This window comes from Clostridium formicaceticum (genome assembly GCF_001854185.1).
GTDB classification, from domain to species: domain Bacteria; phylum Bacillota; class Clostridia; order Peptostreptococcales; family Natronincolaceae; genus Andreesenella; species Andreesenella formicacetica.
The window spans coordinates 4,040,968-4,066,421 of the sequence record NZ_CP017603.1 but is presented as its reverse complement, the minus strand read 5'-3'; the positions used below and the strand labels follow the sequence as shown (position 1 = coordinate 4,066,421).

At 35.1% G+C, this 25,454-nt stretch carries 25 protein-coding genes and 1 pseudogene; 23 read left to right on the top strand and 3 right to left on the bottom strand.

Annotation, left to right across the window (positions count from 1 at the left end; genetic code table 11):
* The first annotated feature begins 15 nt into the window (after positions 1–15).
* The 8 genes and pseudogenes from BJL90_RS23325 (at position 16) to BJL90_RS22200 (ending at position 8,244) form a co-directional block, all read left to right on the top strand.
* Positions 16–618, top strand: a complete 603-nt coding sequence (locus BJL90_RS23325; RefSeq protein ID WP_472234850.1) for a hypothetical protein — start codon at positions 16–18, stop codon at positions 616–618.
* Between the two features lie 12 nt (positions 619–630).
* Positions 631–3,024, top strand: a pseudogene (fdnG, locus tag BJL90_RS18970) (formate dehydrogenase-N subunit alpha); the annotation flags it as partial.
* Between the two features lie 2 nt (positions 3,025–3,026).
* Positions 3,027–3,863: a 4Fe-4S dicluster domain-containing protein gene (locus BJL90_RS18965; protein WP_070971839.1), complete on the top strand. Its 837-nt coding sequence runs from the start codon at positions 3,027–3,029 to the stop codon at positions 3,861–3,863.
* Positions 3,864–3,903: 40 nt separating this feature from the next.
* Positions 3,904–4,716 (top strand): formate dehydrogenase accessory protein FdhE, encoded by an 813-nt coding sequence (locus BJL90_RS18960; RefSeq protein ID WP_236905096.1) that lies wholly within the window; start codon positions 3,904–3,906, stop codon positions 4,714–4,716.
* Between the two features lie 134 nt (positions 4,717–4,850).
* Entirely contained in the window at positions 4,851–5,474 is a 624-nt protein-coding gene (locus BJL90_RS22470) for a hypothetical protein (RefSeq protein WP_070971833.1), read from the top strand.
* A gap of 278 nt (positions 5,475–5,752) precedes the next feature.
* Positions 5,753–6,442 carry a response regulator transcription factor gene (locus tag BJL90_RS18950; protein WP_070971830.1) on the top strand — a complete coding sequence of 230 codons (690 nt, stop codon included), beginning with the start codon at positions 5,753–5,755 and terminating at the stop codon, positions 6,440–6,442.
* Positions 6,443–6,534: 92 nt separating this feature from the next.
* Positions 6,535–8,010, top strand: coding sequence for a sensor histidine kinase (locus BJL90_RS18945; RefSeq protein ID WP_070971827.1), 1,476 nt, complete (start codon positions 6,535–6,537; stop codon positions 8,008–8,010).
* Between the two features lie 75 nt (positions 8,011–8,085).
* Positions 8,086–8,244, top strand: coding sequence for a hypothetical protein (locus tag BJL90_RS22200; RefSeq protein WP_156778857.1), 159 nt, complete (start codon positions 8,086–8,088; stop codon positions 8,242–8,244).
* Between the two features lie 198 nt (positions 8,245–8,442).
* Here BJL90_RS22200 and BJL90_RS18940 read toward each other — a convergent pair whose 3' ends face one another.
* Together BJL90_RS18940 and BJL90_RS18935 are read right to left on the bottom strand one after the other, a co-directional pair.
* The gene (locus BJL90_RS18940) at positions 8,443–9,006 is read right to left on the bottom strand and encodes a hypothetical protein (protein ID WP_070971824.1); all 564 of its coding nucleotides are present in this window, start codon (positions 9,004–9,006) and stop codon (positions 8,443–8,445) included.
* Between the two features lie 50 nt (positions 9,007–9,056).
* Positions 9,057–9,794, bottom strand: coding sequence for a cytochrome c biogenesis CcdA family protein (locus BJL90_RS18935; RefSeq protein ID WP_205684249.1), 738 nt, complete (start codon positions 9,792–9,794; stop codon positions 9,057–9,059).
* Positions 9,795–10,275: 481 nt separating this feature from the next.
* Here BJL90_RS18935 and lgt point away from each other — a divergent pair, with 481 nt between their 5' ends.
* Both lgt and BJL90_RS18925 read left to right on the top strand, forming a co-directional pair.
* Positions 10,276–11,118, top strand: a complete 843-nt coding sequence (gene lgt / locus BJL90_RS18930) for a prolipoprotein diacylglyceryl transferase (protein WP_070971819.1) — start codon at positions 10,276–10,278, stop codon at positions 11,116–11,118.
* A 20-nt stretch (positions 11,119–11,138) separates the two neighbouring features.
* On the top strand, positions 11,139–11,417 hold the full coding sequence (locus BJL90_RS18925; RefSeq protein WP_070971816.1) for a CC/Se motif family (seleno)protein: 279 nt from the start codon (positions 11,139–11,141) through the stop codon (positions 11,415–11,417).
* Positions 11,418–11,511: 94 nt separating this feature from the next.
* On the opposite strand, the gene BJL90_RS21640 is transcribed toward BJL90_RS18925, so the two are convergent.
* Positions 11,512–11,685, bottom strand: a complete 174-nt coding sequence (locus BJL90_RS21640; protein ID WP_081562105.1) for a YgaP family membrane protein — start codon at positions 11,683–11,685, stop codon at positions 11,512–11,514.
* 231 nt (positions 11,686–11,916) lie between these two features.
* Between BJL90_RS21640 and BJL90_RS18920 the strand changes: the two genes are divergently transcribed.
* The 13 genes from BJL90_RS18920 to BJL90_RS18865 all read left to right on the top strand — a co-directional run bounded on the left by BJL90_RS18920 (position 11,917) and on the right by BJL90_RS18865 (position 25,427).
* Entirely contained in the window at positions 11,917–12,360 is a 444-nt protein-coding gene (locus tag BJL90_RS18920; protein ID WP_070971813.1) for a hypothetical protein, read from the top strand.
* Between the two features lie 214 nt (positions 12,361–12,574).
* Positions 12,575–14,854, top strand: coding sequence for a spermine/spermidine synthase domain-containing protein (locus BJL90_RS18915; protein ID WP_070971810.1), 2,280 nt, complete (start codon positions 12,575–12,577; stop codon positions 14,852–14,854).
* Positions 14,855–14,878: 24 nt separating this feature from the next.
* On the top strand, positions 14,879–15,451 hold the full coding sequence (locus BJL90_RS18910; protein ID WP_070971807.1) for a class I SAM-dependent methyltransferase: 573 nt from the start codon (positions 14,879–14,881) through the stop codon (positions 15,449–15,451).
* A gap of 323 nt (positions 15,452–15,774) precedes the next feature.
* The gene (tatC, locus tag BJL90_RS18905) at positions 15,775–16,506 is read left to right on the top strand and encodes a twin-arginine translocase subunit TatC (protein WP_070971804.1); all 732 of its coding nucleotides are present in this window, start codon (positions 15,775–15,777) and stop codon (positions 16,504–16,506) included.
* Positions 16,507–16,509: 3 nt separating this feature from the next.
* Complete coding sequence (locus BJL90_RS18900) at positions 16,510–16,707, top strand: twin-arginine translocase TatA/TatE family subunit (protein ID WP_070971801.1); 198 nt, start codon at positions 16,510–16,512, stop codon at positions 16,705–16,707.
* Positions 16,708–16,743: 36 nt separating this feature from the next.
* Positions 16,744–17,475, top strand: coding sequence for a twin-arginine translocase subunit TatC (tatC, locus tag BJL90_RS18895; RefSeq protein WP_169824244.1), 732 nt, complete (start codon positions 16,744–16,746; stop codon positions 17,473–17,475).
* Between the two features lie 266 nt (positions 17,476–17,741).
* Positions 17,742–18,155: an RrF2 family transcriptional regulator gene (locus tag BJL90_RS18890; protein WP_070971796.1), complete on the top strand. Its 414-nt coding sequence runs from the start codon at positions 17,742–17,744 to the stop codon at positions 18,153–18,155.
* Between the two features lie 151 nt (positions 18,156–18,306).
* Positions 18,307–20,184: an anaerobic carbon-monoxide dehydrogenase catalytic subunit gene (gene cooS, locus BJL90_RS18885; protein ID WP_472235465.1), complete on the top strand. Its 1,878-nt coding sequence runs from the start codon at positions 18,307–18,309 to the stop codon at positions 20,182–20,184.
* A gap of 66 nt (positions 20,185–20,250) precedes the next feature.
* Positions 20,251–20,697, top strand: coding sequence for a 4Fe-4S dicluster domain-containing protein (locus BJL90_RS18880; protein ID WP_070971790.1), 447 nt, complete (start codon positions 20,251–20,253; stop codon positions 20,695–20,697).
* A gap of 1 nt (position 20,698) precedes the next feature.
* Complete coding sequence (locus BJL90_RS18875; RefSeq protein ID WP_070971788.1) at positions 20,699–21,925, top strand: NAD(P)/FAD-dependent oxidoreductase; 1,227 nt, start codon at positions 20,699–20,701, stop codon at positions 21,923–21,925.
* A 760-nt stretch (positions 21,926–22,685) separates the two neighbouring features.
* Positions 22,686–22,898 (top strand): hypothetical protein, encoded by a 213-nt coding sequence (locus BJL90_RS22875; RefSeq protein ID WP_156778855.1) that lies wholly within the window; start codon positions 22,686–22,688, stop codon positions 22,896–22,898.
* A gap of 443 nt (positions 22,899–23,341) precedes the next feature.
* Entirely contained in the window at positions 23,342–24,502 is a 1,161-nt protein-coding gene (locus tag BJL90_RS18870; protein ID WP_070971785.1) for a metallophosphoesterase, read from the top strand.
* A gap of 526 nt (positions 24,503–25,028) precedes the next feature.
* Positions 25,029–25,427 (top strand): BlaI/MecI/CopY family transcriptional regulator, encoded by a 399-nt coding sequence (locus BJL90_RS18865; protein ID WP_081562104.1) that lies wholly within the window; start codon positions 25,029–25,031, stop codon positions 25,425–25,427.
* The last annotated feature ends 27 nt before the right edge of the window (positions 25,428–25,454 follow it).

Genomic DNA, 25,454 nt, shown 5'->3' with positions numbered 1-25,454 from the left:
TAAAACATCATCTGAATGAAATACAACAAATATAAAAGTGAAGGAGTTGATATTATGAAGTATTCCCGCCGGGATTTTTTGAAAATATCTGGTATGACATTAGCGTCACTGACATTTCTGGGTTTTAATCTGGAACCGATTTACGCATACACAGATGTGGTGGAGCTACGTATTAAAAATGTAGATGTTGTTCCCAGCATTTGCCCCTATTGTGCTGTAGGTTGTGGTTTAATCATTCATAAATCAGGTAGTCGTGTTATCAACGTTGAAGGTGACCGTGATCATCCAATAAATCGAGGTTCTTTATGCAGCAAAGGAGCGGGATTGAAAGATTTAAGTGAAAACCCTCGTAGGGTAGTGAAGCCTCTGTATCGTGCTCCTGGAAGTACTAACTGGGAAGAAAAGGATTGGGAATGGATGCTTGACCGAATTGCCAAAAGGATTAAAGAAACAAGGGATAAGAATTTTGTCGAAAAGGAAAATGGCATTACAGTAAACCGAACAGAGGCTATTGCATCTCTGGGAGGTGCTGCCCTGGACAATGAGGAATGCTATGCTCAGGTCAAACTTATGCGTGTTCTGGGTCTGGTATATATAGAACATCAGGCCCGTATCTGACACTCTCCATCAGTCGCCGGTCTGGCGGCATCATTTGGCAGGGGAGCAATGACCAATCACTGGATAGATTTCAAAAATACAGACTGTGCCATCATTATTGGTAGTAATGCGGCGGAAAACCATCCCATGTCCTTTAAGTGGTTGGATAAAGCTCGGGAGGAACGGGGAGCCAAAATTATCAGTATTGACCCTCGATTTACCCGGACTTCCTCAAGAGCCGACATTTATGCACCGTTGCGGCCAGGAACAGATATCGCCCTTTTTGGCGGATTCATTAAATATGTGCTTGACAACAATCTTTATCATCACGAGTATCTAGTAAAGTATACCAATGCAGCTTTTCTCATAAACGAAGGTTTTGACTTCAAAGACGGCTTGTTCACTGGTTATGATGAAGCTAATCGCCGTTATGATCAGTCTATTTGGTCTTATCAGACTGATGAAGCGGGAACAGTGATAAAGGATGAAACACTACAACACCCCCGCACGGTTTTTCAGTTGCTTAAAAAGCATTTTGCTAGATATGATGCAGATACAGTTTCTAAGGTAATTGGAATGCCCTTGGAGAAATTTCAGGAGGTGGCTAGGACATTTGGTGCTACAGGGGCTGAGGATAAGGCTGGGACAATTCTTTATGCCATGGGTACTACCCAGCATACGGTAGGAACCCAAAACGTCAGGGTCTATGCAGTTCTTCAGCTTTTACTGGGGAATATAGGTAGGGCAGGAGGCGGAATTAATGCTCTGAGGGGAGAGGCCAATGTCCAGGGTTCAACAGATATGGCCCTTTTATTTGACACATTGCCGGGGTACCTTGCAAGTCCAATGGCTGTTCCAGAGCACGCCGACCTGACTTCATATAATGCTAAAGAAACCCCTGCAAGTGGGTACTGGGTCAATAAGCCAAAGTTTATGGTCAGCCTTCTTAAAGCCTTTTGGGGATCAGCAGCCAATCCAGATAATGATTTTGCTTATCATTATCTACCTAAGCGGAGGCCAGATAAGAACTATTCTCACATAGGCCTATTTGAGGCTTTGCATGACAAGGTAATTAAAGGAATGCTGGTGTTTGGGCAGAACCCTGCGGTAGGTGGTCCTAACTCCAATAAGGAACACCATGCCATGGAAAATCTGGATTGGCTTGTGGTTGCTGACTTGTTTGAAACTGAAACGGCCGCCTTCTGGAAGGCACCGGGGGTTACCTCTGCCAATATAAAAACAGAAGTATTCCTGCTGCCTGCAGCAAATTCGTATGAAAAAGATGGTTCCATAACCAATAGTGGAAGGTGGATTCAGTGGAGGTATAAGGCAGTACCACCAAGGGGTCAAGCAAAAAGCGATCTGTGGATCGTTGATAGGTTGACCAAGCGTCTAAAATCCTTGTATCAAGATTCATTACTTGCGAAAGATCAACCTATAAAAAATTTATACTGGAATTTTGGTTCGGGGGAACCCGATGCTGGGAAGGTTGCCAGGGAAGTCAATGGATATTATGTGGATACAGGGAGACAGGTTGAACTTTTCTCCAAATTGGCTCAGGATGGTAGTACCGCCTGCGGAAACTGGATTATGTCTGGTATGTACCCACCGGAAGGTAATCTTGCCCAGAGCAGGGATAATAAGGACAACGGTTTAGGTTCTTACCTTGGTTGGGCCTATGCCTGGCCAGCTAATCGGAGAATTCTTTATAACCGCAGCTCTGCCAAACCTGATGGTACCCCATGGCCTGGACAGAGAGAAGTTATATGGTGGAACAATATCGCTGGGAAATGGGTGGGGAATGATGTGCCAGACTTCAATGTCACACTAAACCCTTCAGATATCGGAGGAACAAATCCATTTATTATGCGACCGGAGGGCCTGGCAGGACTTTTTGCCAATCTCAACGAGGGCCCTTTCCCGGAACATTATGAGCCTTATGAAAGTCCGGTCAAAAATTTACTTTCTTCTATTGAGCTTAATCCTGTAGTCAAGATATGGGATGCGAATATGAACAGTAAGGGAGGCGTTGACCGATACCCTGTAGTGGCAACAACTTACCGCCTTACTGAACATTATCAAAGCGGTGCTATGACAAGGAACCAGCCCTGGCTGGTGGAACTGGTACCAAGTCTTGTGGTGGAAATGTCACCTACTCTGGCTAATGCTCGTGGTATAAAGAATGGCGATAAGGTGAAAGTGGTTTCCGCCAGGGGAGAAGTTGAAGGATATGCTATGGTTACCGGGCGGTTAAAGTCTCTCTTCGTAAACGGACGAAGCGTTGAACAGATTGGATTACCCTGGCATTTTGGGCATCAGGGCTTAGCCACAGGAAGTTCAGCAAATAGACTGACTGCACATATAGGGGACGGCAATACTATGATGCCTGAATATAAAGTATTTCTTTGTGACGTAAGGAGGGTGTAAAAATGCGTAATTCAGAACAGCAAACTACCGAAACGGCGCCGGTATTACCGGTAGTGCCATGGAGGAGTGGAAGCGTTAAGCAGCCTAAGGATTTTTCAAAAGCAATGGCTAAACTAATTGATATTACCAAGTGTACAGGCTGTAAGGGATGCCAGGTTGCCTGCAAGAATTGGAACCAACTTCCTGCACAAGTAGAAAAATATAATGGCAGTTATCAGTCTCACAAAGATACACTGGGATTAACCTATACAGTTGTCAAGTTTTATGAGCCTAAGACGTCAGGAGACCCTGTATGGTTTTTCCGTAAACACCAGTGTATGCATTGTGGGGAAGCCATCTGCGTACAAAGATGTCCCCATTTTGCCCTTAGCTATACCCAGGTTGGATCAATCATTAGAGATTATAAGAAATGTATGGGCTGTGGTACCTGTATAAAGGTTTGTGAATATAACATTCCTAAACGTGACTATACCTTGCTGAAAAATAAGCCACGCCAGTGTGTCTATTGCTATGATCGGGTAGTAAATGGTCTGACCCCCTTATGTGTTAAGACCTGTCCCTCAAACGCCCTTTCTTATGGACCGCTAAAGGAAATATTGGATAAGGCAAAGAAACGAGTTTCAGAAATTAAGGGTAAATATCCTGCAGCTAATGTTTACGGAGGTGAGGATCTTAATATTGGACCTAACAACGTAATCTATGTTCTTCCAGAAGGTGCAGATAAATATGATCTTCCTCAAAATCCGAAACCGGTAATGAATGGAACAGGGCCGGGCCCAGGAATGATGGGACGGGAAACGATGGGACCGGGAAATATGGGACCAGGAATGAGAAGATAGCTTTAAACTATTATGCAAAGTGGAGGTGGTATGATTGAATATGACAGTTAAATTTCAGGCACCTGATAATTTAGTGGCCTTTTATAGAGAAATTGCTAAGAGTCAGGCTTGGGCACAACTTTCTATCAATAAGAAATTTGAAACAAAATTGCTTTCTCAGGACAAAAATAAAAAACATTTTGAACGGAAGTCTGTACTGCTTGACAAAATAATTATTGATACTGATGAAAAAGTTTTTGGTGAAGTTTTTAAAGAGATCCTTCATTCTGCATCTAAATTCACTGACAACTCAGATAATCTTAAGGATTTATTGGCGTGGTCGAAAGAAGTTGATATGGGTGCTTATTTACATGCAGCCCTGCAGGGAGACTACCAGGAAATTATCTCTAAAAATGGTATTTCAAGTCCTGAAAGTATAAGTTATTTTGGTGAACTGGCAGTACGACCCTACCTGCGAGTTATGTCAAATAAGGCTGGAGGGCACCACCACCATGAGTGGAAGGAGAGTTTTTGCCCTATATGCGGTAGGAAAGCAGCTTTTTCAGTTTTAGAAAATGATTGTCGAACTCTGGTTTGCATTGGTTGTTATACAGAGTGGGTATATCCTTACCTAAAATGTAGTACCTGTGAGACTTTAGATCATTCAAACCTGGGATTTTTGATACCAGAGGGTATTGAAGGAGAAAAAGTTTTTATCTGCAAAGAATGCTGTAGTTACATCAAAATGTTTGATAGAGAGGTATTACAAGAAAGTGATCTGCAGCTGGCGGACTTGAACACCTTGTACCTGGATTTACTGGCAATATCAAAGGATTACTATAGAGAAGACTCTATAAATCCTTTAATTAACTAAATAGCGGTTATGGTACAGTTTGTTTTAATTGAGATTATTAAGGGAGGTGATGATAAAATTTAGGACAAGGTAAAGGGTAACAAAGTCATTTCCTTGGTAACAAAGAAAAATTTATTATGAGAAAGGATGATAACATGGAAATTTTAAGAAAAAAAACAAAAAGAAGCAGAATATTAGTAACAACACTTTTAATCGCAGGTCTTTTGCTGTCTAGTAGCAGTATTGCATCTTTTGCCTCTGAAGAGATGCCCGATGACACGGAGATGGAAATGGAAGAGCCTATGATAGAGGTGAAAGTGGAAGATCCTATGATGGAGATGGAAATGGAAGATCCTATGATGGAGATGGAAATGGAAGATCCTATGATGGAGATGGAAATGGAAGATCCTATGATGGAGATGGATGGAAATGGAAGATCCTATGATGGAGATGGAAATGGAAGATCCTATGATGGAGATGGAAATGGAAGATCCTATGATGGAGATGGAAATGGAAGATCCTATGATGGAGATGGAAATGGAAGATCCTATGATGGAGATGGAAATGGAAGATCCTATGATGGAGATGGAAATGGAAGATCCTATGATGGAGATGGAAATGGAAAAGCCTACGATGAAGATGGGAATGAGAATGGAAAAGCCTATGATGAAGATGGGAATGAAAAAGTCTATGATGGAAATGCAAATGGAAGAGCATATGAAGGAAATGAAGATGCAAATGGAAGAATCTATGATGATGATGCCTATGAATCAAGGTAGAATGTCAGGTAATGGAATGGCTTCTCCAATGAGTAAAGGTAATAAAATGGGTGGCAAAATGAACAATATGTAAATTTGCAGCAAAAAAGCCGGTGAGTTTCCGGCTTTTTCTTGTTTTTGATTCCCACTGTGAAAACTTGGGAAGTTGGACATAAATATGCATAAATATTTTATACTTTGATGCTTTACTATACCCCATATGGGTATTATAATATAGCTATATAACATAGTTAGATGTTAATTAGAATTGCTTTATTATATAAAAAGGAGTGCAGAAAATGAATAATTTAAGGGTCTTAGTAGCCGACGATGAAAGTAAAATTCGTCAGGCCATTGGTTTATATTTAAAAAAGGAAGGATATGAAGTAGGAGAAGCAAAGGATGGGGCGGAAGCCTTTGCTAAATTTAATGCAGAACCCTGGGATATTATTATACTGGATATTATGATGCCTAAAATGGATGGTGTTCAAGTGTGCCAGGAAATCAGAAAAACCTCCATGGTGCCCATTATTATGTTGACGGCGAAAAACGAAGAGGTTGATCGGATTCTTGGTTTAGAGTTGGGGGCGGATGATTACATGGGCAAACCCTTTAGTCCTAGAGAATTAATAGCCAGAATAAAAGCCGTATATCGTAGAATGGGAACAAAAACATCTACCGAGGAAAACATACTAAAATATCCAGAGTTGAAAATAAATTTGTTAACCCGCGAGGTTTTTATTATGGAACAGCAAATTACTTTAACATTGAAGGAATTTGAGCTATTTTCCCTTTTGGCTCGTTCTCCTGGTCAGGTCTTCAGTCGAGAACAATTACTAGAGAAAGTATGGGGTATTGATTATTATGGGGATTCAAGATGTGTAGATACCCATATTAACCGATTGAGAGACAAACTAAAAGTGCCTAATGAAACTTCGTTTATTAGTACAGTATGGGGAATTGGCTACAAATTTGAAATAAATAAATGATTCCAAAATGAGAACTTTGTTTATTATGTAATTACAGATGCTTGGTATTACATCACAGCTTTAAGAGGCTCAAATATGCGAGGGGTGTCAATATGAAGTTTAATAGTATTGTGACAAAACTCTGGATAATTCTAACCCTTTTAATCCTACTGGTGATTGGGATATCCAGTTCAATCCAAACGAATTTTATGGAGAATATTTATTATCAGCAACAAGCTAAACAGTTATCTTCCCTTGGTAAAAAGATCTTGGAGCTAATTTATACAGAAGAAGACAGAGAAGTTATGGAAATGAAAATAGATGCTATTTCTAAAATGATGGATGTTAATGTGATGATTGTGGACAAAAACAACATTATACAATCATCTCATGGTTTGGGTCAAAATATCCGTGATTTGCTCATTGATACTGATGATTCTATACATGGGCCGTTAACGAAAAGTGATGTAGAAAAACTATTAAATGGAGAAACCGTTATCCATCAAGGCAGTAACGAATATCTGAAAATGGATGTTCTCTCAGCAGCTATTCCGTTAGAGGATCCTAATAGCACTATAAGAGCAGTGATTATTCATGCTCCCCTAAAGCCGTTAGCTGAGGAATGGGCTATTTTTAAAATAATTACAATCTATACAGGTGTTGGCGGTATAATTATTGCCACTATCTTAAGTTTAATATTTTCCAAAAAGGTATCCAAACCTTTGCTTAATATGAGTAAAATCGCCTTGTCTATGGCAAGTGGTGATTTTTCCCGTAGAGTTGATAGTAGTTCCAACGATGAGGTCGGTTTATTGGCCACTTCCTTGAATAATCTTTCCACTCAACTTCAAGAAAAGGTGGCTCAACTGGAAAGACTAGATAGTACACGACGGGAATTTGTATCCAATCTATCCCACGAAATGAAGACGCCCCTAAGTATTATACAGGCATTTACAGAAGCATTGCAGGATAATCTTGCAGTAGACGAAGATGAAAAAGAGCAATATTTGAATAATATCTCCGAAGAGGTGGAACGGTTAAAACGCTTAGTAATAGAAGTATTAGACCTCAAGAAAATGGAAGAGGGCTGTGATGACTTCCAGAAAGAATATGTAGACTTAAAAGAAATTGTGGAATCCGTACGAAGTGAATTTTATACTTTTTCTGAAAAAAAAGGCATTGATTTATTGTTTACAATTGATAAACGAATTCAACCAGTGTTTTGTAATAAGGACAGAATAAAGCAGGTATTTATAAATCTAATTGACAATGCCCTGCGTCATACTCTTCAAGGAGGTCAAGTGTATGTAACTATTTCTGCAAAAGTAAACAGTGTCCAAATTGAAGTAAGAGATACAGGCGAAGGGATTCCTTCTGATGATTTGCCAATGATTTGGGAAAGATTTTATAAAGTTGATAAATCGCGGATACGAGTTGCAGGAGGAACTGGTTTAGGTTTAGCTATTACTAAGAAAATTATAGAGACCCACGGTGGATGTATCGAAGTACAGAGTAAACTTAGCGAAGGCACAACATTTACTATTGTTCTCTCCTACAAAAAGAATAATGTTACAAAAAGTTTAAACTAAATAGTCAGCTTTGTGAAAACTCTGTGGTAAACTAAACTGAAGAAGATACAACAAATTATCCATGGAGGTAAACAAATGTTTGATTATCGGATTGATATATGGGGGGTTGTGGAGAGTTTTATGCTTATTGTGGTAATGGCTATACCTATAATCTTTCTAATTTGGACAGTTGTTTATTTACTGGAACGGTTAAAACAAGTTCAAACATCCGGCAAAGAAAATAAATCGTATTAGTCGAATATCAGGTATGACGAAGTACAGGATAATTCCATATATGACAAGTAAGCTGTTCATAACATCCCCCCAAAAAGAGATATAGCGTCTAAGAAACGGATTAGTTCTTAAACGCTATATTTTTTATATTTCTCATTCTATAAGTGGGCTTTGAATCAGGTGGAGTAGAGTCTTCATCTGATTCCCCGATGTTCAGCTTTAGCTGGGGGAGTTCACTGTGTCATCTTTATATATATGTTCTCTTTCCGTAATATCCCCTATATTTTTAAAAATTAAATTCAGATAATTTGTATTCTCCGTATATATTGGTTTACCATCATAGCTATTCTTTATTTTTAAGACGCCACTCATGTGATGACTATCCTCATTGTCTGCTTCCCAGATAAAGCCATCTCTGATTATCATATTATCTTCTGTTTTTAGTTCTAAAAAATTACTTAATTCCTTATACTTTGTTAAATCTACTGAATGCGTGTTTAAAACAACATCAAATACCAAGTCATCATTGTTGTCCATAAGGGGATTTTTAAAAATTACTCCTATTTCGATATTACCTCCTATACTACTGGTATAATATTTAGCTACATTTTTTGTTGCGTTTTCTTTTGTTTCAGTAGCTTGCTTCTCCTGTGATAGTAACGATGTATCATTATTATTTCTACCTGGTATTTCAAAAATAGCAGGCAAAAATATAGTTAACATAACTATACCTGCAATAATAACTGCTAAAATTGGTAAAATATTAGTTTTTTTCTTACTCACTGTTTTTCCTCCCTATTTCAACTTAATGTTATCTTCACTATTTTTTTTTTCTACATTCCAAATGGAATTTTTATTGGAATGATTCTAGACAAAAATCCTACTAGTAGGGTAAATTTATTAAAAATCATTAATATCCCAAAGAATAATAATATAGCACCGACACTATAAGATATATACTTTTGATACTTAGATATCCTTTGCAAAATACCTATTGATCGTCTTAGTGTTAATCCCACTAATAAATAGGGCACTGCTAATCCCATCGAAAATGAAAACATAACAAGCATGCCATTATATGCTGAGCCTGTACTTCCAGCAAATATTAACATTGAGTATAAAATAGGGCCTATACAATGGGAGCAAGCAATAGCAAAAAATATCCCTACGAAAAAAGTAGTAAGATATCTAAATGGTGTATTAATTTTATCCGTATTAAATAATTTTTCTAATTTATTACTTTTTAGCGATATGGCTTTAAAAAATCCTAGCAACTTCAGAGCTAGAATAATAACCATCGTACCACCAATTGCATTAAAGATACGAATGTTATTACTTAGGAACTTTGCAGCTCGCCCTGCTGTACCACCAGCAATAGTAAACACAATGGTAAAGGCTGCAATAAACAATAGGGTATTTATCATAATATGAATATGTGTACTTGTTTTTTTCTTTATTTTTGTAAGTTCCTCCATGGACATACCGGTAATAAGACTAAAATATACTGTGATCATCGGGATTATACAAGGTGAAAGAAAAGATACTAAACCTGCTGCAAATGCAATTAACAATATTGATGTAGACATTATATAGCTCCCTTCAGTTTAGTTTTCTTATCAAGCATAAACAACATCATCCTTTTTCAAAATAGATAATAATACCATTTAATTTTCATTAAAGATTTCTTTGATTCTATATTATAGAGGAAGATTATGAAGAAATTATGAAGATGATAAAATTATTTTTATAGCTTGACATATACCCAATAGGGGTATATACTACATAGCGTAAAGGGACATGAAAAGTGAATAAAAATATATTAGTGTAAAACAAACACAGATTGGCATAAAAATTGCAATATACTATAATAGTATCTATTTGTAGACTGGAGGTTTTTATATGAAGAAAATGGTTTTAAAAAACAATTAAAATCTACTGAAAATGCTAATAAGCAAAATTTTAGTGAGTGTAGTATATACTACAGTAGCCTGTAGCATTTGATAGAAGTTGCTTATGAAAACTTGCATAACTGAATTGAAAGGAGAATAAAAATTGAAAACATTATTTAGTATTGGACCATTTCATATTAATCTATTTGGCGTTATGATCGCTATTGGAGTATTAGCGGGATTCGTTGTATTAACGATGGAGGCCAAAAGAAAGAAAATGAATGTTGATTTGTTGTCTAGCTTAGCTTGTTATTCATTAGTTGCTGGAATCATAGGTGCTCGATTAAATTATGTACTAGCCTTTAATTTATCCTATTATTTATCTAACCCTATTGAAATTTTTATGATCCAACAGGGGGGATTATCGATACAAGGGGGACTAATTGCAGGAGTACTGTTTGGCATCTGGTACGCAAAGAAAAATCATATTTCCATCGGACAGGCAGCAGATGCAATTGCTCCTGGGATTATATTAGGGCAAGCAATTGGGCGAATCGGCTGTGACGTATATGGGTATGCAATGTCAAAACCATGGTTTTGGGGTGTAAATGTTGCAGGACAAATACTTCATCCTGCACAAATCTATGAAGCTGTTTTAAATTATTTTATTTTTGGAATCCTATGGTATAAACGAAAAAATACAAAATATGACGGCCAATTATTTGTTTTCTATTTAATTGGGTTTTCAATGAATCGATTTGTTGTAGAAATCTTTAGAACAAATCCAATCGTTTTTGGGCCAATAACAATAGCTCATTTATACAGTATCATCATGATGATTGGGGCAGTGTTATTAAGCTTGTGGTTTAAGAAAAAGGATAGTAGGAGAGAAAATACCAGAATCAATTTAAGAAGTGAAGAAAAAGAAAGCTGGAAAAGTGCAGTAGTGATTGCCATAATGACAATCATCTCAATATTTCTTTATTATTATATTCAAGGAATTTAATGTATTTGAGGAGGTATATTATGAAATTTCAAGTTGCACCAGAGTCTGAAGGGTATATATTACAAAAGAATGAACCAGTTATGATTATGTTATCAAATATGGGAGGCTGCTGTGGTGGTTCTGCCCTGATTCCTAAAATTGAATTGGGAAGCCCAAAAAATTTGACTAGTTTTAAAATAACTGAAGTAGGAAAAATAACAATTTATTATGATAAGGGGATCAAGAAAGTTAAAAAAATAAAAATTGGTCTTTCAAAGTTGTTTTGGTTTAAGAAATTGACAATAGAATTTATTGAATAATGTATTCATTAATGTAGGAACATTGTAATAAAATTTGTTTTTACTCTTTATATTTTTTTGTATAGGTTGACCAACCTAATAAATCCATGAAAATTCAATATCCAATAACGCCTTCAATAAGAAGAAGGGTACTTGTTATGACCAAAAGATTTCTCAGTATATTTGAAGTAACTATATTATAGAACACCAGTAGTACAAGTATTGTTCCTATAATGATACGTATCAATCTATCAGTATTTCCTATATTTTGTTTGAAGGATATTTTCATAGCTTTCACCTCTTAATTATCTTTTGTACAATTATATTTTTTATGTCATGATTTGTATGTTTTTTTTAGTTCAAGAAACAATGAAAATTTTATTCATCATTTAAGCTTCAGGATAAATTAATTTCGATAATAATTACGATCTTCATAATTCCTTCAAAATCTTCTTTTATAATATAACTATCAATTAAGTAATCATTAATAAAAATCAAAAATTAAAGGAGGAGTAAGATTATGAAAAAGAAAACATTAGTAATGATAACTGCAGCACTTGTAGTAACAATATCCATAGGAGGATATGTATTTGCGCAAGGATCAAATGGAGAAAGATTTGATAGTAATTCAGAGAAGATAGCAACTGAAGAGTCAGCAGCTCCTAACAATCATTGTGGAAATAGTGAAGAAATGGTTGAGCTTATGAAGGAAAATGGATTTGGAGACATGGCTCAATGGATGGAAGAAGGTAACTTTAAAGCAATGGATGAATTTATGAACAATCTATCAGAAGAGGATTATAATAGAATGATGGATTTAATGAATGAAAATGGTTATAGTAATATGTCAAGGATGATGGAATCTATAGGAAGAGATGGAATGATTGAAATGCACAATTCCATGATGGGGAGCAATGGTTCTAAATTCAATATGATGGGAAACATGATGTCTCGTTTTAGATAATAGAATAGAGGAAGATGGTTTACGCAAAAATGTCACTTTTAAAGATTAAGAAAGTGACATTTTTTAATTCTATATAGTTGGCACGAATATTGCAACATACAGTATTAAATCAGAATAATTGCTTTAGAAATATTAAAAAATTTGTTTTTAAAAGTAGGAAAACGTACATCTAGCTGTAGTATAAAACACATTAAGAGGTTTTGGAGGGATAGAAGTGAAAAACAATTACGAAAAAAATATTTTACTATTAATAGGAATTTCTATGCTTACGATGAGCTTGATTTTTTTTGAAGTATTGCTCACAAGATTATTTTCAACAATACTAATGTATCATTTTGCTTTTTTAATTACTTCTATAGCTATATTAGGTTTAGGCGTAGGAGGGATGGTTGCCTATAAAAAAGAAAAAATCAGGGTTTTTATAGCTAAATATACGCTTGTATTACCTTTATCCTATTTAATTATAATTTTAGGCATATATATATTTCCATTTTTAAACAACTTAATTATTTATGGTATCCTTGCAATGCTTCCTTTCATTATAGGAGGAACGATTATTTCATCTGTCTTTAAAGAAAAGTCTTCTATAAGCAATCGCATCTATTTTGCGGATTTAACTGGTTCAGCCCTTGGAAGCTTAGGAATATTGTTTCTATTAAACCGTTGGGGATTTATGTATAGTCTTCTTGTAATTGTACTTTTCGGGTGTATAGGAAGTTTGCTGCTTACAGTTTCCTTATGGGAAAAGAAAAAAATAATTGCTCCACTTCTCCTTCTACTGTTTATTGTTATTATATTGTTTCAGGGGATATGGATTGAAAGTTTAGAAGCTAGTTTTTTAGCATATTACACCAGTCCAAATACAGTAATAAGTTATCTGCAAAACACAAAAGGAGTAAGGTCTATTGATTTTATAGGCTGGAATGCTATGGCAAGGACAGATGTCATAGAAACTTTAGATGCTAGAGAAAGAATTATTATTACGGATGGTGGCGCTAGCGCTCCAATGATGAAGTTTAACGGAAATCTTGAAGAAATAGAGTACTTGAAGGAGGAAATAGGCTTTATTCCTTTTTCCTTCGGAAAAAAGGAGAAAAATTTGATCATTGGTTCTGGAGGGGGGAGAGATGTTCTCTTTGCTTTACTAGGAGAAGCCATAAATATCGATGCTGTTGAAATTAATCCATTAACCATTAAAGCAGTTGAAAAACATAAGGATTTTAGTGGAGATCTATATAACACCCAGGATGTTAATCTATTTGTGGAAGACGGAAGAAGCTTTGTAGAAAGAACTGAAGAAAAATATGATAACATTTATTTATCTATGGTTATGGCCAATGCTGTTGAACACTCAACTTTAGCGCTTTCAGAGGGGTATGTCTTTACTGTGGAGGCATTTGAAAAATATATGGATTTATTAACAGAAGACGGCAAACTAAGCTTTGTAATGCACTCTAGAGCAGATGTTTTTAGAGGTTTAAATACAGCTATTCAAGTATTGCTTAATAGAGGTGTGGAAAAAAACAATATTCTGGATTACTTCGTAATCATTAATGGAACTTCCTTAGAAGATACGCATTCTTCGTCAGATGCTATGCTTCATATGCCTTTATTAATGATCAAGAAAAGTCCCTTTACTGAAATTGAGTATGATAAAATCCAATCAATTGTGAATCAGCAGGAACGAGGTGCTATTCATATAAATTCTTCTACTGTATTGAGTAAATATCTTGATTTTTCAAAAGGTAAGATAGATTATGCTGCTTTAGTAGATGATGCTACTTTAAACCTTAAGCCTGTAACCGATGAAAATCCTTTTTTCTATAACTTTTTTAAAGGTATTTCAAGTACATTAACAGTATTGTTATTATTTAGTGGTTTCATGCTAATAAAAATATTTAGAACAATAAAGGAGGAGGAAATAAAAAGAAGTTCAATGTATTTTGCGTTACTTGGAATTGCTTTTATGCTAGTGGAAATACCATTGATTCAGAAAATGGTACTTTTCCTAGGAAATCCTACGATTGCTTTTAGTTATATTTTATTTGTGCTTTTAGTTAGTGGAGGGTTGGGAAGCTTACTAAGTTCCCATAAGATTTGGCAAAGGTACACGGGAACAAAATATTTACCTTTGTTGTTGATTGGATTCTTTTTGTTTAGTCAAAATATGGCGATGAGAACTGCAATATCAATATTTATGGATGTAGGTATGCATTTGAAATTAATAATAATTGCTATGATCATAAGTCCATTAGGTTTTTTTATGGGAATGCCATTCCCAGCGGGGATTAGAAAGCTTCAAGAAAAGGGGAAAGTAGATGAAATCCCTTTGGTTTGGGGAATCAACGGAGCTGCATCAGTGCTAGGAGCAACGCTAGCCCTGATAGCATCTATAAAATGGGGATTCTATGTATCTGAAACGATTGCAGGAATAATCTATATAATTTTATTCTTAGGAGAATTTTTTAGAAAAAGCAAGTTGGAAATTATATAATCTTGTAAAATGAGGGGTGGATCTATGAAATACGAAGGTAAAATATTTTTAAAAAGCTTCGTCCAGCAACCCAACATTGTTGGTTCTGTTATACCTAGTTCAAAATATTTATGCAATAGTATGTTAAAAAATATTGATTTTAAGGACTGTAATTGTATTGTTGAATACGGAGCAGGAACAGGTATATTCACTAAAGAAATATGTCGTAGAAAGAAAAAAAATACCTTGTTTATTTCTTTTGAATTAAATAGAGGAATGTATAATAGCATTAAAGAGCTACATTCCCCAAAAGATAAGATATATATTATTCATGATTCTGCTGAAAATTTAATGAAATATCTAGATAGGTATCAAATAGATAGTGTAGACTATTTTATTTCTGGATTACCATTTGCCATTTTACCAAAGGAAGTAAGCAATAAAATATTAGATAATACTTTTTTAAAGCTTAAAGATGATGGGGAATTTATAATGTTCCAATATTCATTCCAATATTTGAACACTTTAAAAAGTACTTTTCCTCAATTAAGGTTAGGATTTCAACCATTAAACTTTCCACCTGCTTTTATCTATTATTGTAGAAAGATTAAAAGCTGAAACCAATTAATAGATGTTTATAAAAGAATAAATAGTAACTTTTCAAGTGAATGATATTAGAGGCGTATATTTTGTCCTTTAATATCATCCATTTTTCTATTTTTAGATTTGATAAAAAAATCTTACAATATGAAGAGCTGTAGCTACTGATAGCCCTTATTGATTTTGTAGATATTTAGCTGAATAATAAGAAAATAATATAGCCACAGAAAACATTGTGTCACAAAAACGTTAATTCTACGACAAAGTTTCGTAAATTTATTCCTTTATAATAAATAGTGACGATCGGAAAATCTTTTAAGCCAAGGAGTGTAAGAGACTACATGATTATCAACTATGCAAAGATAATAGAACCACTGGAACGGTTTCGCAAGGTGATCATTTTTTCGCTGATAATAGTAATGGTTGTAATGATAGTAGCTTATTTACGTGCAGATGTGCTGATTGGATTTTTGGCAAAACCCTTAGGTGAAAAGCAACTGGTATTCCTCTCGCCTATAGAAGGTTTTATGACTAAAATTCAAGTAGCTTTCTTTACGGCCTTGGCACTGTCTTCCCCTTTAATATTTTGGCAGGCTGTTGGGTTAGCGGTTCCCTTGCTGGGGAGGAGGCAGAAGAAAGTATTATACTGGGTCATCCCCTTAGCAACGCTGCTGTTTACTGTAGGTGTAATCTTTAGTTTTACAGTAGTCATACCTATTACCCTTAAGTTTCTTCTGAAGATGGGAGAGGCCTATATGACGGCTACTTTAGCAGCAGGTCAATATTTCTCTTTTGTCATTATGCTTTCTTTGGGTATGGGCGTTGTATTTGAGTTACCGGTGATTTTAGCTATTCTAGCAACAGTTGGGATAATTAATTCTCGGATGTTGCGTGAAAAGCGTAAGTTTGCTTTTCTTGGTATTATGGTGTTGGCAGCATTTATTACGCCCTCTGATGCATTTAGTATGCTGGCCGTCGGTATTCCAGTGTTTTTATTGTATGAATTTAGTATCCTGATGATTCTCGTCATAGAAAAGTCAAGTAAAAAACATTCAAATTTACAGGAGGTATAAGTTATGCCAAATATAGGTTTAGCTGAGTTAGTGATTATTTTATCTATTGCATTAATTGTGTTTGGACCCGGAAAACTGCCTGATGTTGGTCATGCCCTGGGAAAATCATTACGGGAATTTAAAATAGCTAAAGACAGTGTGTTCAATGATGTCAATGATGCGTTAGAAAAAGAAAAAAATGAGCAAGAAACTATTAAGTAGATTGTAGTTATCATCTAGTAAGGAAAGGGAATGGGTATGGATAAAAAAATGTCGATAACAGAACACCTGGGAGAACTACGGTATCGTCTTATCTTCTCCCTTACGGTTTTACTGATGGGTGCTCTGCTGGTTTATCTCAATATGGACAAGATGATTAGATGGCTTATGGTTCCTCTGGATGGGAAGATCCTCCATTTTACCGGTCCCGCTGACGGCTTGTTTGTGACAGTGCAAATTGCTGTGGTGGGTGGAATTATACTAGCTTTGCCCGTATTGATTTACCATGTGCTGGCTTTTATCATACCGGGTTGTACCCGCCATGAAAGAAAAGTTGTTTTTTCCTCCATACCTCCTGCCATATTTCTATTCTTTCTGGGGATGTTATTTGGTAAACAGAAGCTCTTCCCAGTAGTATTACAGTTTTTTTTAGGTGTTGGAGAAGCTTATCTCAATCCAATGCTCCTTGGTAGTAAATATTTTTCATTTTTAGTGATGTTAACTTTTACCATGGGTCTATTTTTTCAGATACCTTTGATCATGGTGGCTTTGAGCCGACTTGGAATAATTAGATCCACTAAGCTCAGAGCTACCAGGATGTACGGCTATATCAGTATTTTCATGGTGGTGGGTACCCTTGTTCCGTCACCGGACTTTTTAACTTTAGTAGGTATTTGTTTACCGGTTATTCTTCTTTATGAATCCAGTATTTGGATTATATATCTTATGGAAAAAGTTCAAGAAAAGAAAGAAAAGATCAATTATGCATAATCTTTTTCTTATATAATTTTTATTGGATAGTCTTAATGTTTAAAAGACTATTCTTTTTTTATGGAGTTTTATAAGTCATATTCTCTAGAAATAAGTCTTTAGCTATATTTAAGTAAGAATTTTATCACATAAAAGTATGATTAATTGGAAAACCTATAAAAAAATTAGTGAATAAAACAATTAAAAAGATATTGACAAATAAAAAATGTTATAATAATATAAAACTATACAAAAATAGTATAGTTTTAAAATAATGGAGTGACAACATGAAGATAACACAAGAGGCGGATTACGCCATTAGAATTATATTATTTTTATCCAAACTAGGCAGAGATGCAAAAATAGATGCTTTAAAGATATCAGAAAGTGAAAATATACCAACCAGATTTACACTTAAAATCCTTAGAAAGCTGACTAAGGTAGGTTTAACAAAATCCTTCAGAGGTGTGAATGGGGGCTATTCTCTAAATAGAGAACCTGAAAAAATTACATTTAGAGATGTAATTGAAGCAATTGATGGACCAATTTATATCAAGAGATGTCTTTATGACCCAAACCACTGCAATCTTCACAAAACAACGAATACTTGTGATATACACAAGGCATTAAATAAGGTAAGAATCAGAGTCATAGACGAGTTGGAAAATTTAAATTTTAAAAATATAAAAGAAAATGATTAAAGGAATAGATAAAGGGTATTAGTAATGTTGGGAATTAAATTTGTTGTTATAAAGCTTATCTTTATGTCGAAAAGTGTACAAAATTTGTATACTTTTCGACGAAACTATACAAAACTAGTATATTTTTTAAAGGAGGAGTTATATTATGAAAATGTGTAAATCAGCAGATGGGAGACTAGAAAGTTTTATTCAAACAAAGGATGTTGAAACATCTTTTAACAGGGTTGAAAATCAAAAAATAAAATGTGGATTTGGTCAACAGGGAGTATGCTGCAGACTATGTTCAAATGGACCCTGTAGAATTACTCCAACAGCCCCAAAGGGAGTTTGTGGAGCAACAGCAGATACCATAGTAGCAAGAAACTTTTTAAGAGCAGTGGCATCTGGAGCGGCATGTTATCTACATGTTATTGAAACTACTGCAAGAAATCTAAAATCTACTGGAGAAAGACAAGGAAAAATTAAAGGAATAAATACATTAAATGAATTAGCTGAATTATTTGAAATCAATTCAGAGGACATAAATGATAAGGCTGTAAAAGTAGCAGATAAGGTTTTAAATGATCTATATAAAGCCAGACATGAGAAAATGGAATTAGTTGAAAAAATGGCATATACACCGAGATTTAACAAATGGAAAGAGCTAGGAATATTACCTGGTGGAGCGAAATCAGAGGTTTTTGATGCTATCGTAAAATCTTCAACCAATTTAAATAGTGATCCAGTAGATATGCTTATGCATTGTCTGAACTTAGGAATATCTACAGGTCTTTACGGACTAACATTAACAAATCTATTAAATGATGTTATGTTAGGAGAACCGGTTATTAGAAAAGCACCTGTAGGATTTAAAGTTGTTGATGAAAATTATATTAATATTATGATAACAGGGCATCAGCATTCAGTCATTTCAGATCTTCAAGATAGATTGGTTAATGAAGATATGAAAAAACTTGCTGAAAGCGCAGGAGCAAAGGGTTTTAAACTTGTAGGATGTACATGTGTGGGGCAAGACCTACAGCTAAGAGGAGAGCACTATAAAGATGTATTTTCAGGGCATGCTGGAAATAACTTCACAAGTGAAGCACTTATCACAACAGGAGCCATTGATTTTATTGTATCAGAGTTTAATTGTACATTACCGGGAATTGAACCTATAGCAGACGAATTTATGGTACCTATGCTATGTCTTGATGATGTAGCTAAAAAAGCAAATGCAGAATATATGCCGTTTTCTATGGATAATGACGAAAAGATATCAGAGCACATTATAAATAAGGCTTTAGAAAGTTTCAAAAACAGAAGGGATAAAATAACCATTGATATTCCAAAGGATCATGGGCATGATGATGTAATAACCGGTGTAAGTGAGAAATCTCTTAAGGCATTCTTAGGAGACACATGGAAACCGCTGATAGATTTAATCGCTTCAGGCAAAATCAAAGGTGTTGCCGGCGTAGTAGGATGTTCAAACTTAACAGCCATGGGACACGATATTTTTACAGTTGAGTTAACAAAAGAATTAATTAAAAGAGATATTATTGTTCTATCTGCTGGATGTTCAAGCGGGGGCCTTGAAAACGTAGGACTTATGTCACCAAAGGCTGCTGATTTGGCAGGAGATAATTTAAAAGAGGTTTGTACTTCATTAGGCATACCTCCTGTGTTAAACTTCGGACCATGTCTTGCAATAGGAAGACTTGAAATCGTTGCAACAGAACTAGCAGAAGCTTTAGGAATAGATATACCTCAGCTTCCACTTGTATTATCAGCTCCACAATGGCTTGAAGAACAGGCATTAGCTGACGGTGCCTTTGGCTTAGCTTTAGGATTACCTGTGCATCTTGCTATTCCTCCATTTGTAACTGGAAGTAAAGTAGTGACTGAAGTTCTTACAAAGTCACTTGTGGATATAACAGGAGGAAAGGTTATTGTTGAAGATGATGTCATGAAGGCTGCAGATCAATTGGAAGAAATCGTATTAGAAAGAAGAAAAGCCTTAGGATTAGATGCACCCACAGGAAAATAGCTTCGTCTATTTTCCTAAGCCTTAAAAGTGTATGGTAACCTTAAAAACCAAAAGGGGTGAGTATCTATGAAAAGAATTAAAATAAATAAAGACTTATGTATGAGCTGTCTGAATTGTGTCATTGGTTGTATGGCTGAGCATAACAAAAAGGGTAAAAGTATTTATAATTTGGATATGGAAGACTTAGCCAATGAAAGCAAAAATCATATTGAGTTAGATAAAAATAAATGTCCGGCACCTATTCTATGCAGACATTGTGATGAACCGGAATGTGTTTATACCTGTATGAGTGGTGCAATGGTTAAAGATAAAGCTACAGGACTTGTAAAATATGATGAAGAAAAATGTTCCTCCTGCTTCATGTGTGTGATGGCATGTCCTTATGGTGTTTTAAAGGCAGATGAGGTAGAAAAAAGAGTAGTACAAAAATGCGATATGTGCGGGGATAGGGAAATACCAAGATGCGTAGAAAACTGTCCAACTGGATGTTTAAGTTTGGAAGGGGGTCAGTAGCATGAAGTATTTAGTATTGGGAGCCAGTGCTGCAGGGGTCAATGCGGCTAAAACCTTAAGAGAATTAGATGCAGATGGAGAAATAACCATTGTATCAAAAGATAACCATATTTATTCCAGATGTATGCTGCATCATATCATAGGAGAAAAAAGAAATGTAGAAGGATTAAATTTTACTGAAAAAGATTTTTTCGAAAATTATGACATAAAGTGGAAAAAAGGTGTTTTGGCTAAAAAACTGAATATTCATGACAAAACAGTATTATTAGATAATGAAGAGAGTTTAAGTTATGATAAATTGCTTATAGCAACAGGATCGTCATCTTTTATTCCTCCGGTTAAGAATCTTAGAGAAGCAAAAGGGGTTTATGGTTTAAGAAATATTGAAGATGCTTTGATGATAAAAGAGGAAGCCAAGAACGTTGAAAATGTAGTTGTATTAGGTGGAGGCCTTGTGGGTATAGATGCAGTTGTAGGCTTGTTAGAGCAGAATGTTGACGTATCTTTAGTGGAGATGGCTGACAAAATACTTCCCCTGCAGCTTGATCAATATGCTTCTTCAAGATATGAGGATTTGTTTAAATCTGAGGGTGTAAGTATATTTACTGGAAGAAGCGTTAAAGAAGCAGTATTAGATGAAGCTGGTAATGTAAAGGCTGTAAGATTAGATAATGGTATGCTTATTAAATGTGAAATGGTTATTGTCGCAACGGGAGTAAGACCAAATACAAATTTTATTGAAGAAAATACCATTGAGCTAGATAGAGGGATCGTTGTTAATCATAGATGTGAAACCAACATAGAAGATATCTATGCTGCCGGTGATGTATGTGGTAAAAATCCTATATGGCCCCTGGCAGTAAAAGCGGGAATTGTCGCAGCACACAATATGGTTGAGCAAAAAACGGACTTGGATGATTTCTTTGGGCTGAAAAATTCCATGAACTTCCTTGGACTTCAAACGATTTCTTTAGGTCTTATAGATGCCCCGGATGAAAGTTATGAAGTATGTATGCAACAATACAAAGATATTTATAAAAAGATCATTTTAAAAGATGGGATCATCTATGGAGCCATCCTCCAGGGAGATATAGCCTATGCTGGTGTATTAACCTATCTTATAAAAAACAAAGTAGATATATCTCAAATCAACAAAGATATTTTTGAAATAAGCTACGCAGACTTTTTTAGCATAAAAGAAAATGCTGAGTATCAGTATGCTGTATAGGTGACAGGGGATGGCAGACCAATGCTGTCAACTTAAAAAATTATTATCTTTATATTTATCTTCGTTCAAGTACTTTGTAAATTTTCGATTATTATTCTAGGCTAATATAAAGAAAATCTGTAATACAAGAGAAGCTATCAATTCAAAGTGACATACCTATTACCCGTTTTGTTATAAACAGAACGGGTAAGCCTTTTTTAATATAAGAATTAATTATGTCTCAAGTTTTGGGTATATTTATTTCTTCGTCTTACACGTGTACGCGGGAAGCTTCGCCCAGCTTTAATCGGTACTAGATTTTCTGTGGCCTCCTCAATTAGATATTCATAAAGCATTTGGCTTTTTTGAGGATTATTTTCGAGAGCTATTTGCATATTTTAGAATTTCTTTTGACATTCTTCTTTTTCTACTTTTGTTTATTTCAAATTTTACAACTTCATCATTACTTTGTTAACGTAAACGTTAATAGATCTTGGAGTGGCATTTTTCTTTTTCTAGTAAATGCTTCATCTGAAAGTCTTGCTATATTATGTATACGTTGATCCCCTAATTTACTATAGTTTTACACTTTAGTTTTGCACTTTTTAAATAGTTACCAAAAATTGACGTAATAATTTGCAAAATAATTGAGGAATATATGTACAAAATAACCCCCAACCATGGGTGTTATGAAACAATTGCTTTACAAGCTTTTAGAGTTATTTCCAAATAAATTTATGATTCATGGATCACTTCTGGTAGGTTAAACCCCTCCCAATGGATGTCAGCTGCCAAAGGCATAGCAACTCCTATGAACTTCTGGGATAATACCCATGCTGCATTATTGCAGTTTGCAGATTGGATATGCAAGCACACTGTTAGAGTAGTTGCGGATACATACTTTAGCAATAAGTCATTCAGATTTATTCACCTTGCAGCTGTAGTCTATAGTGTTGGGAAGATAGTACTGCTAAAACATTCAAATAGTAGTTAGCTTCAAGCACAAGATTATCAAGAGGATACCCCTTGGACATCAGAACTCAGTTTTAAAAAGCTTCGTATCTGTCTGAGAAGATTTTCCTTGGGAAAACTTGTTTTCTCCGAAATCGCATTAGATCAAGAAGTAGAGAAAAATACATCAGTAAAAGATGCTATACTTACTATTGCTTCATAACAGCTATAAGGTTAATTTTATAAAGGCTTTATTTCTGCAAAACTATAGTAACATAATATGTTGCATTTAAGAATGCAAATACTATTCTTTAAAATATATATTTATCTGTTGCTTTAAAAGTTTTAAGCAATAAAGCGCGATTATCTCTTGCGATAGCTTATTTCGATTTTGTTCTATAAGTGAATTCTTGCATGTCTAGGTTTTATATGCTATTTTAAAGTAAGAATAGAAAAACAGAGAATAGAAGGCAGAAAGGAAATTTTATGAATTTACTATTTATGGTTATATTGAGCATGATACTTTTCATCTATGGTGGGCTTACCTACTATATTGGACTGAGGGGATGGCAATTTGTTGTTGCCAGCGGTTTAAAATTTTCTGCTATAGGCTACTGGATATCTCTATGGTTTGTGGCTTTTTCGTTTTTTATCGCCCGAGGGGGAGCGCGATGGTTGCCAAACTGGTTAAGTGATTTTTTTGAGGTTATAGGTGCTTATTGGTTAGGGATTATGACTTATCTAACAATGATCTTGTTTTTAGTGGAAGTTGCGGGGTTATTGAACAGAAGATTGCACTTTATACCTGAAGGCTTGATTAGTCAACCTAAATTCATTGTTACCATAGGTATTGTAGTGATAAGTTTAGTATGCATCATTGTATCCTATGGATGGTGGAGTGGACGGAATCCTGAGATTGTACAGTATGAAGTTCAACTGGATAAAGAAATGGAAGGATTTCAAGAATTAAATATTGTCATGCTGTCGGATTTACATTTAGGGAGGCTTGTTAACCGCAGACAATTAGAAAGGGTTGTTGAGAAAGTAAACCACTTGAATGCTGATTTAGTACTTATGCCAGGAGATATTATAGATGATCGGGTAGATGCTTTTGTAGAGCAAAACATGATGGAGGTCTTTCAAAAGCTTAGTCCCCCACTAGGTGTCTATGCGTCTATGGGTAATCATGAATATATTGGTGGACAGGCAGAAATGGCGGAAAAGTACCTCCAGCAGACAGGCATTCATGTGCTAAGGGATGGGTATGTGAAAATAGCCGATGCATTTTATGTGGTCGGAAGAGAAGATAAGGCGTATGAACGATTTCAAAGAAAATCCCGTAAACCCCTAAAAGAATTGTTAGCAGGTGTTGATAAAAAGATGCCTATTATTATGCTGGATCATCAGCCTGTGGATTTTGCTGAAGCGGAGAAAGAGGGTGTGGATATTCAGCTTTCAGGACATACCCATCGTGGGCAATTGTTTCCTTTCAGGCTATTCACTAGAAAAATGTTTGAAGTGGATTGGGGATATGAGAAAATAGGTAATCTTCATATAATCGTTACTTCAGGCGCGGGGACATGGGGACCGCCAATGAGGGTAGGGCATCGGTCGGAAATTGTATATACCAGGGTGCAATTTCAATGACAGGAAGGATTTAGATATTTATCTTTGGTAAATATCTTAAGATCATGGAGGGATTTGTTAGGAAAAAGACGGCCGAATAGGTCGTTTTTTATATGGAAAAAAACTTACTAAAAGATAGTAAATAATTAATTTTTTTAAAAATGAACTTTTTCTATTTCAAGATACTCTTATATAGGAAAGGGGGATACAGTGGAAACAGAGATGCTGATAAAAACAGCAAAAAAAGGAGATAAGGAAGCACTCGTTAAATTGATTATGCTTCAAAAACAAGATTATTATAAATTGGTCTATACACAGATACAAATCTAGAGGCGCAGATGCTAGAATGTGCTCTTATTAAAAAGTTAAAGCTCATATACAATGCACAGTTCAAAAATGACCAAAATTATAGGTATTTGAAAATAGAAAACTACAGTGAATTCGTTTCAGCAAGCTGAAACATTTTTTTCTTGACAAAAATTGTTTACAACTGTAAACTGAATTTAAGGTTTACAGTTGTAAACAAAGAGAAAGGGAGGAAAGAATTGTGAAAAATATTCCTAATATATCAGATGCAGAGTGGGAAGTAATGAAGCTTATATGGAATGATAATCCTAGAACATCTGAAGAAATAATAAGTGCTCTATCTCCTAAAATGGGGTGGTCAGCGCAAACCGTTAAGACACTCATAAATAGACTGCTTAAAAAAGGGATAATAGATTTTGAAAAGGAAGGCCGTATTTACAAATATTATCCACTGATTTCTAGGGGAGACTACATTAGAATTGAAAATAAATCTTTTCTTGAAAAAGTATATGATGGTGCCTTGAGCATGCTTGTTTCGAATTTTTTAGAGGAAGAATCGTTATCTGAGAAAGAAATTGAGAGAATTCAAAAAATATTAGAAAAGAAAAAACATGAAAACCAGGATAAAAAAAAGAGATAAAATTGTTGCTAATATATCTATAATAAA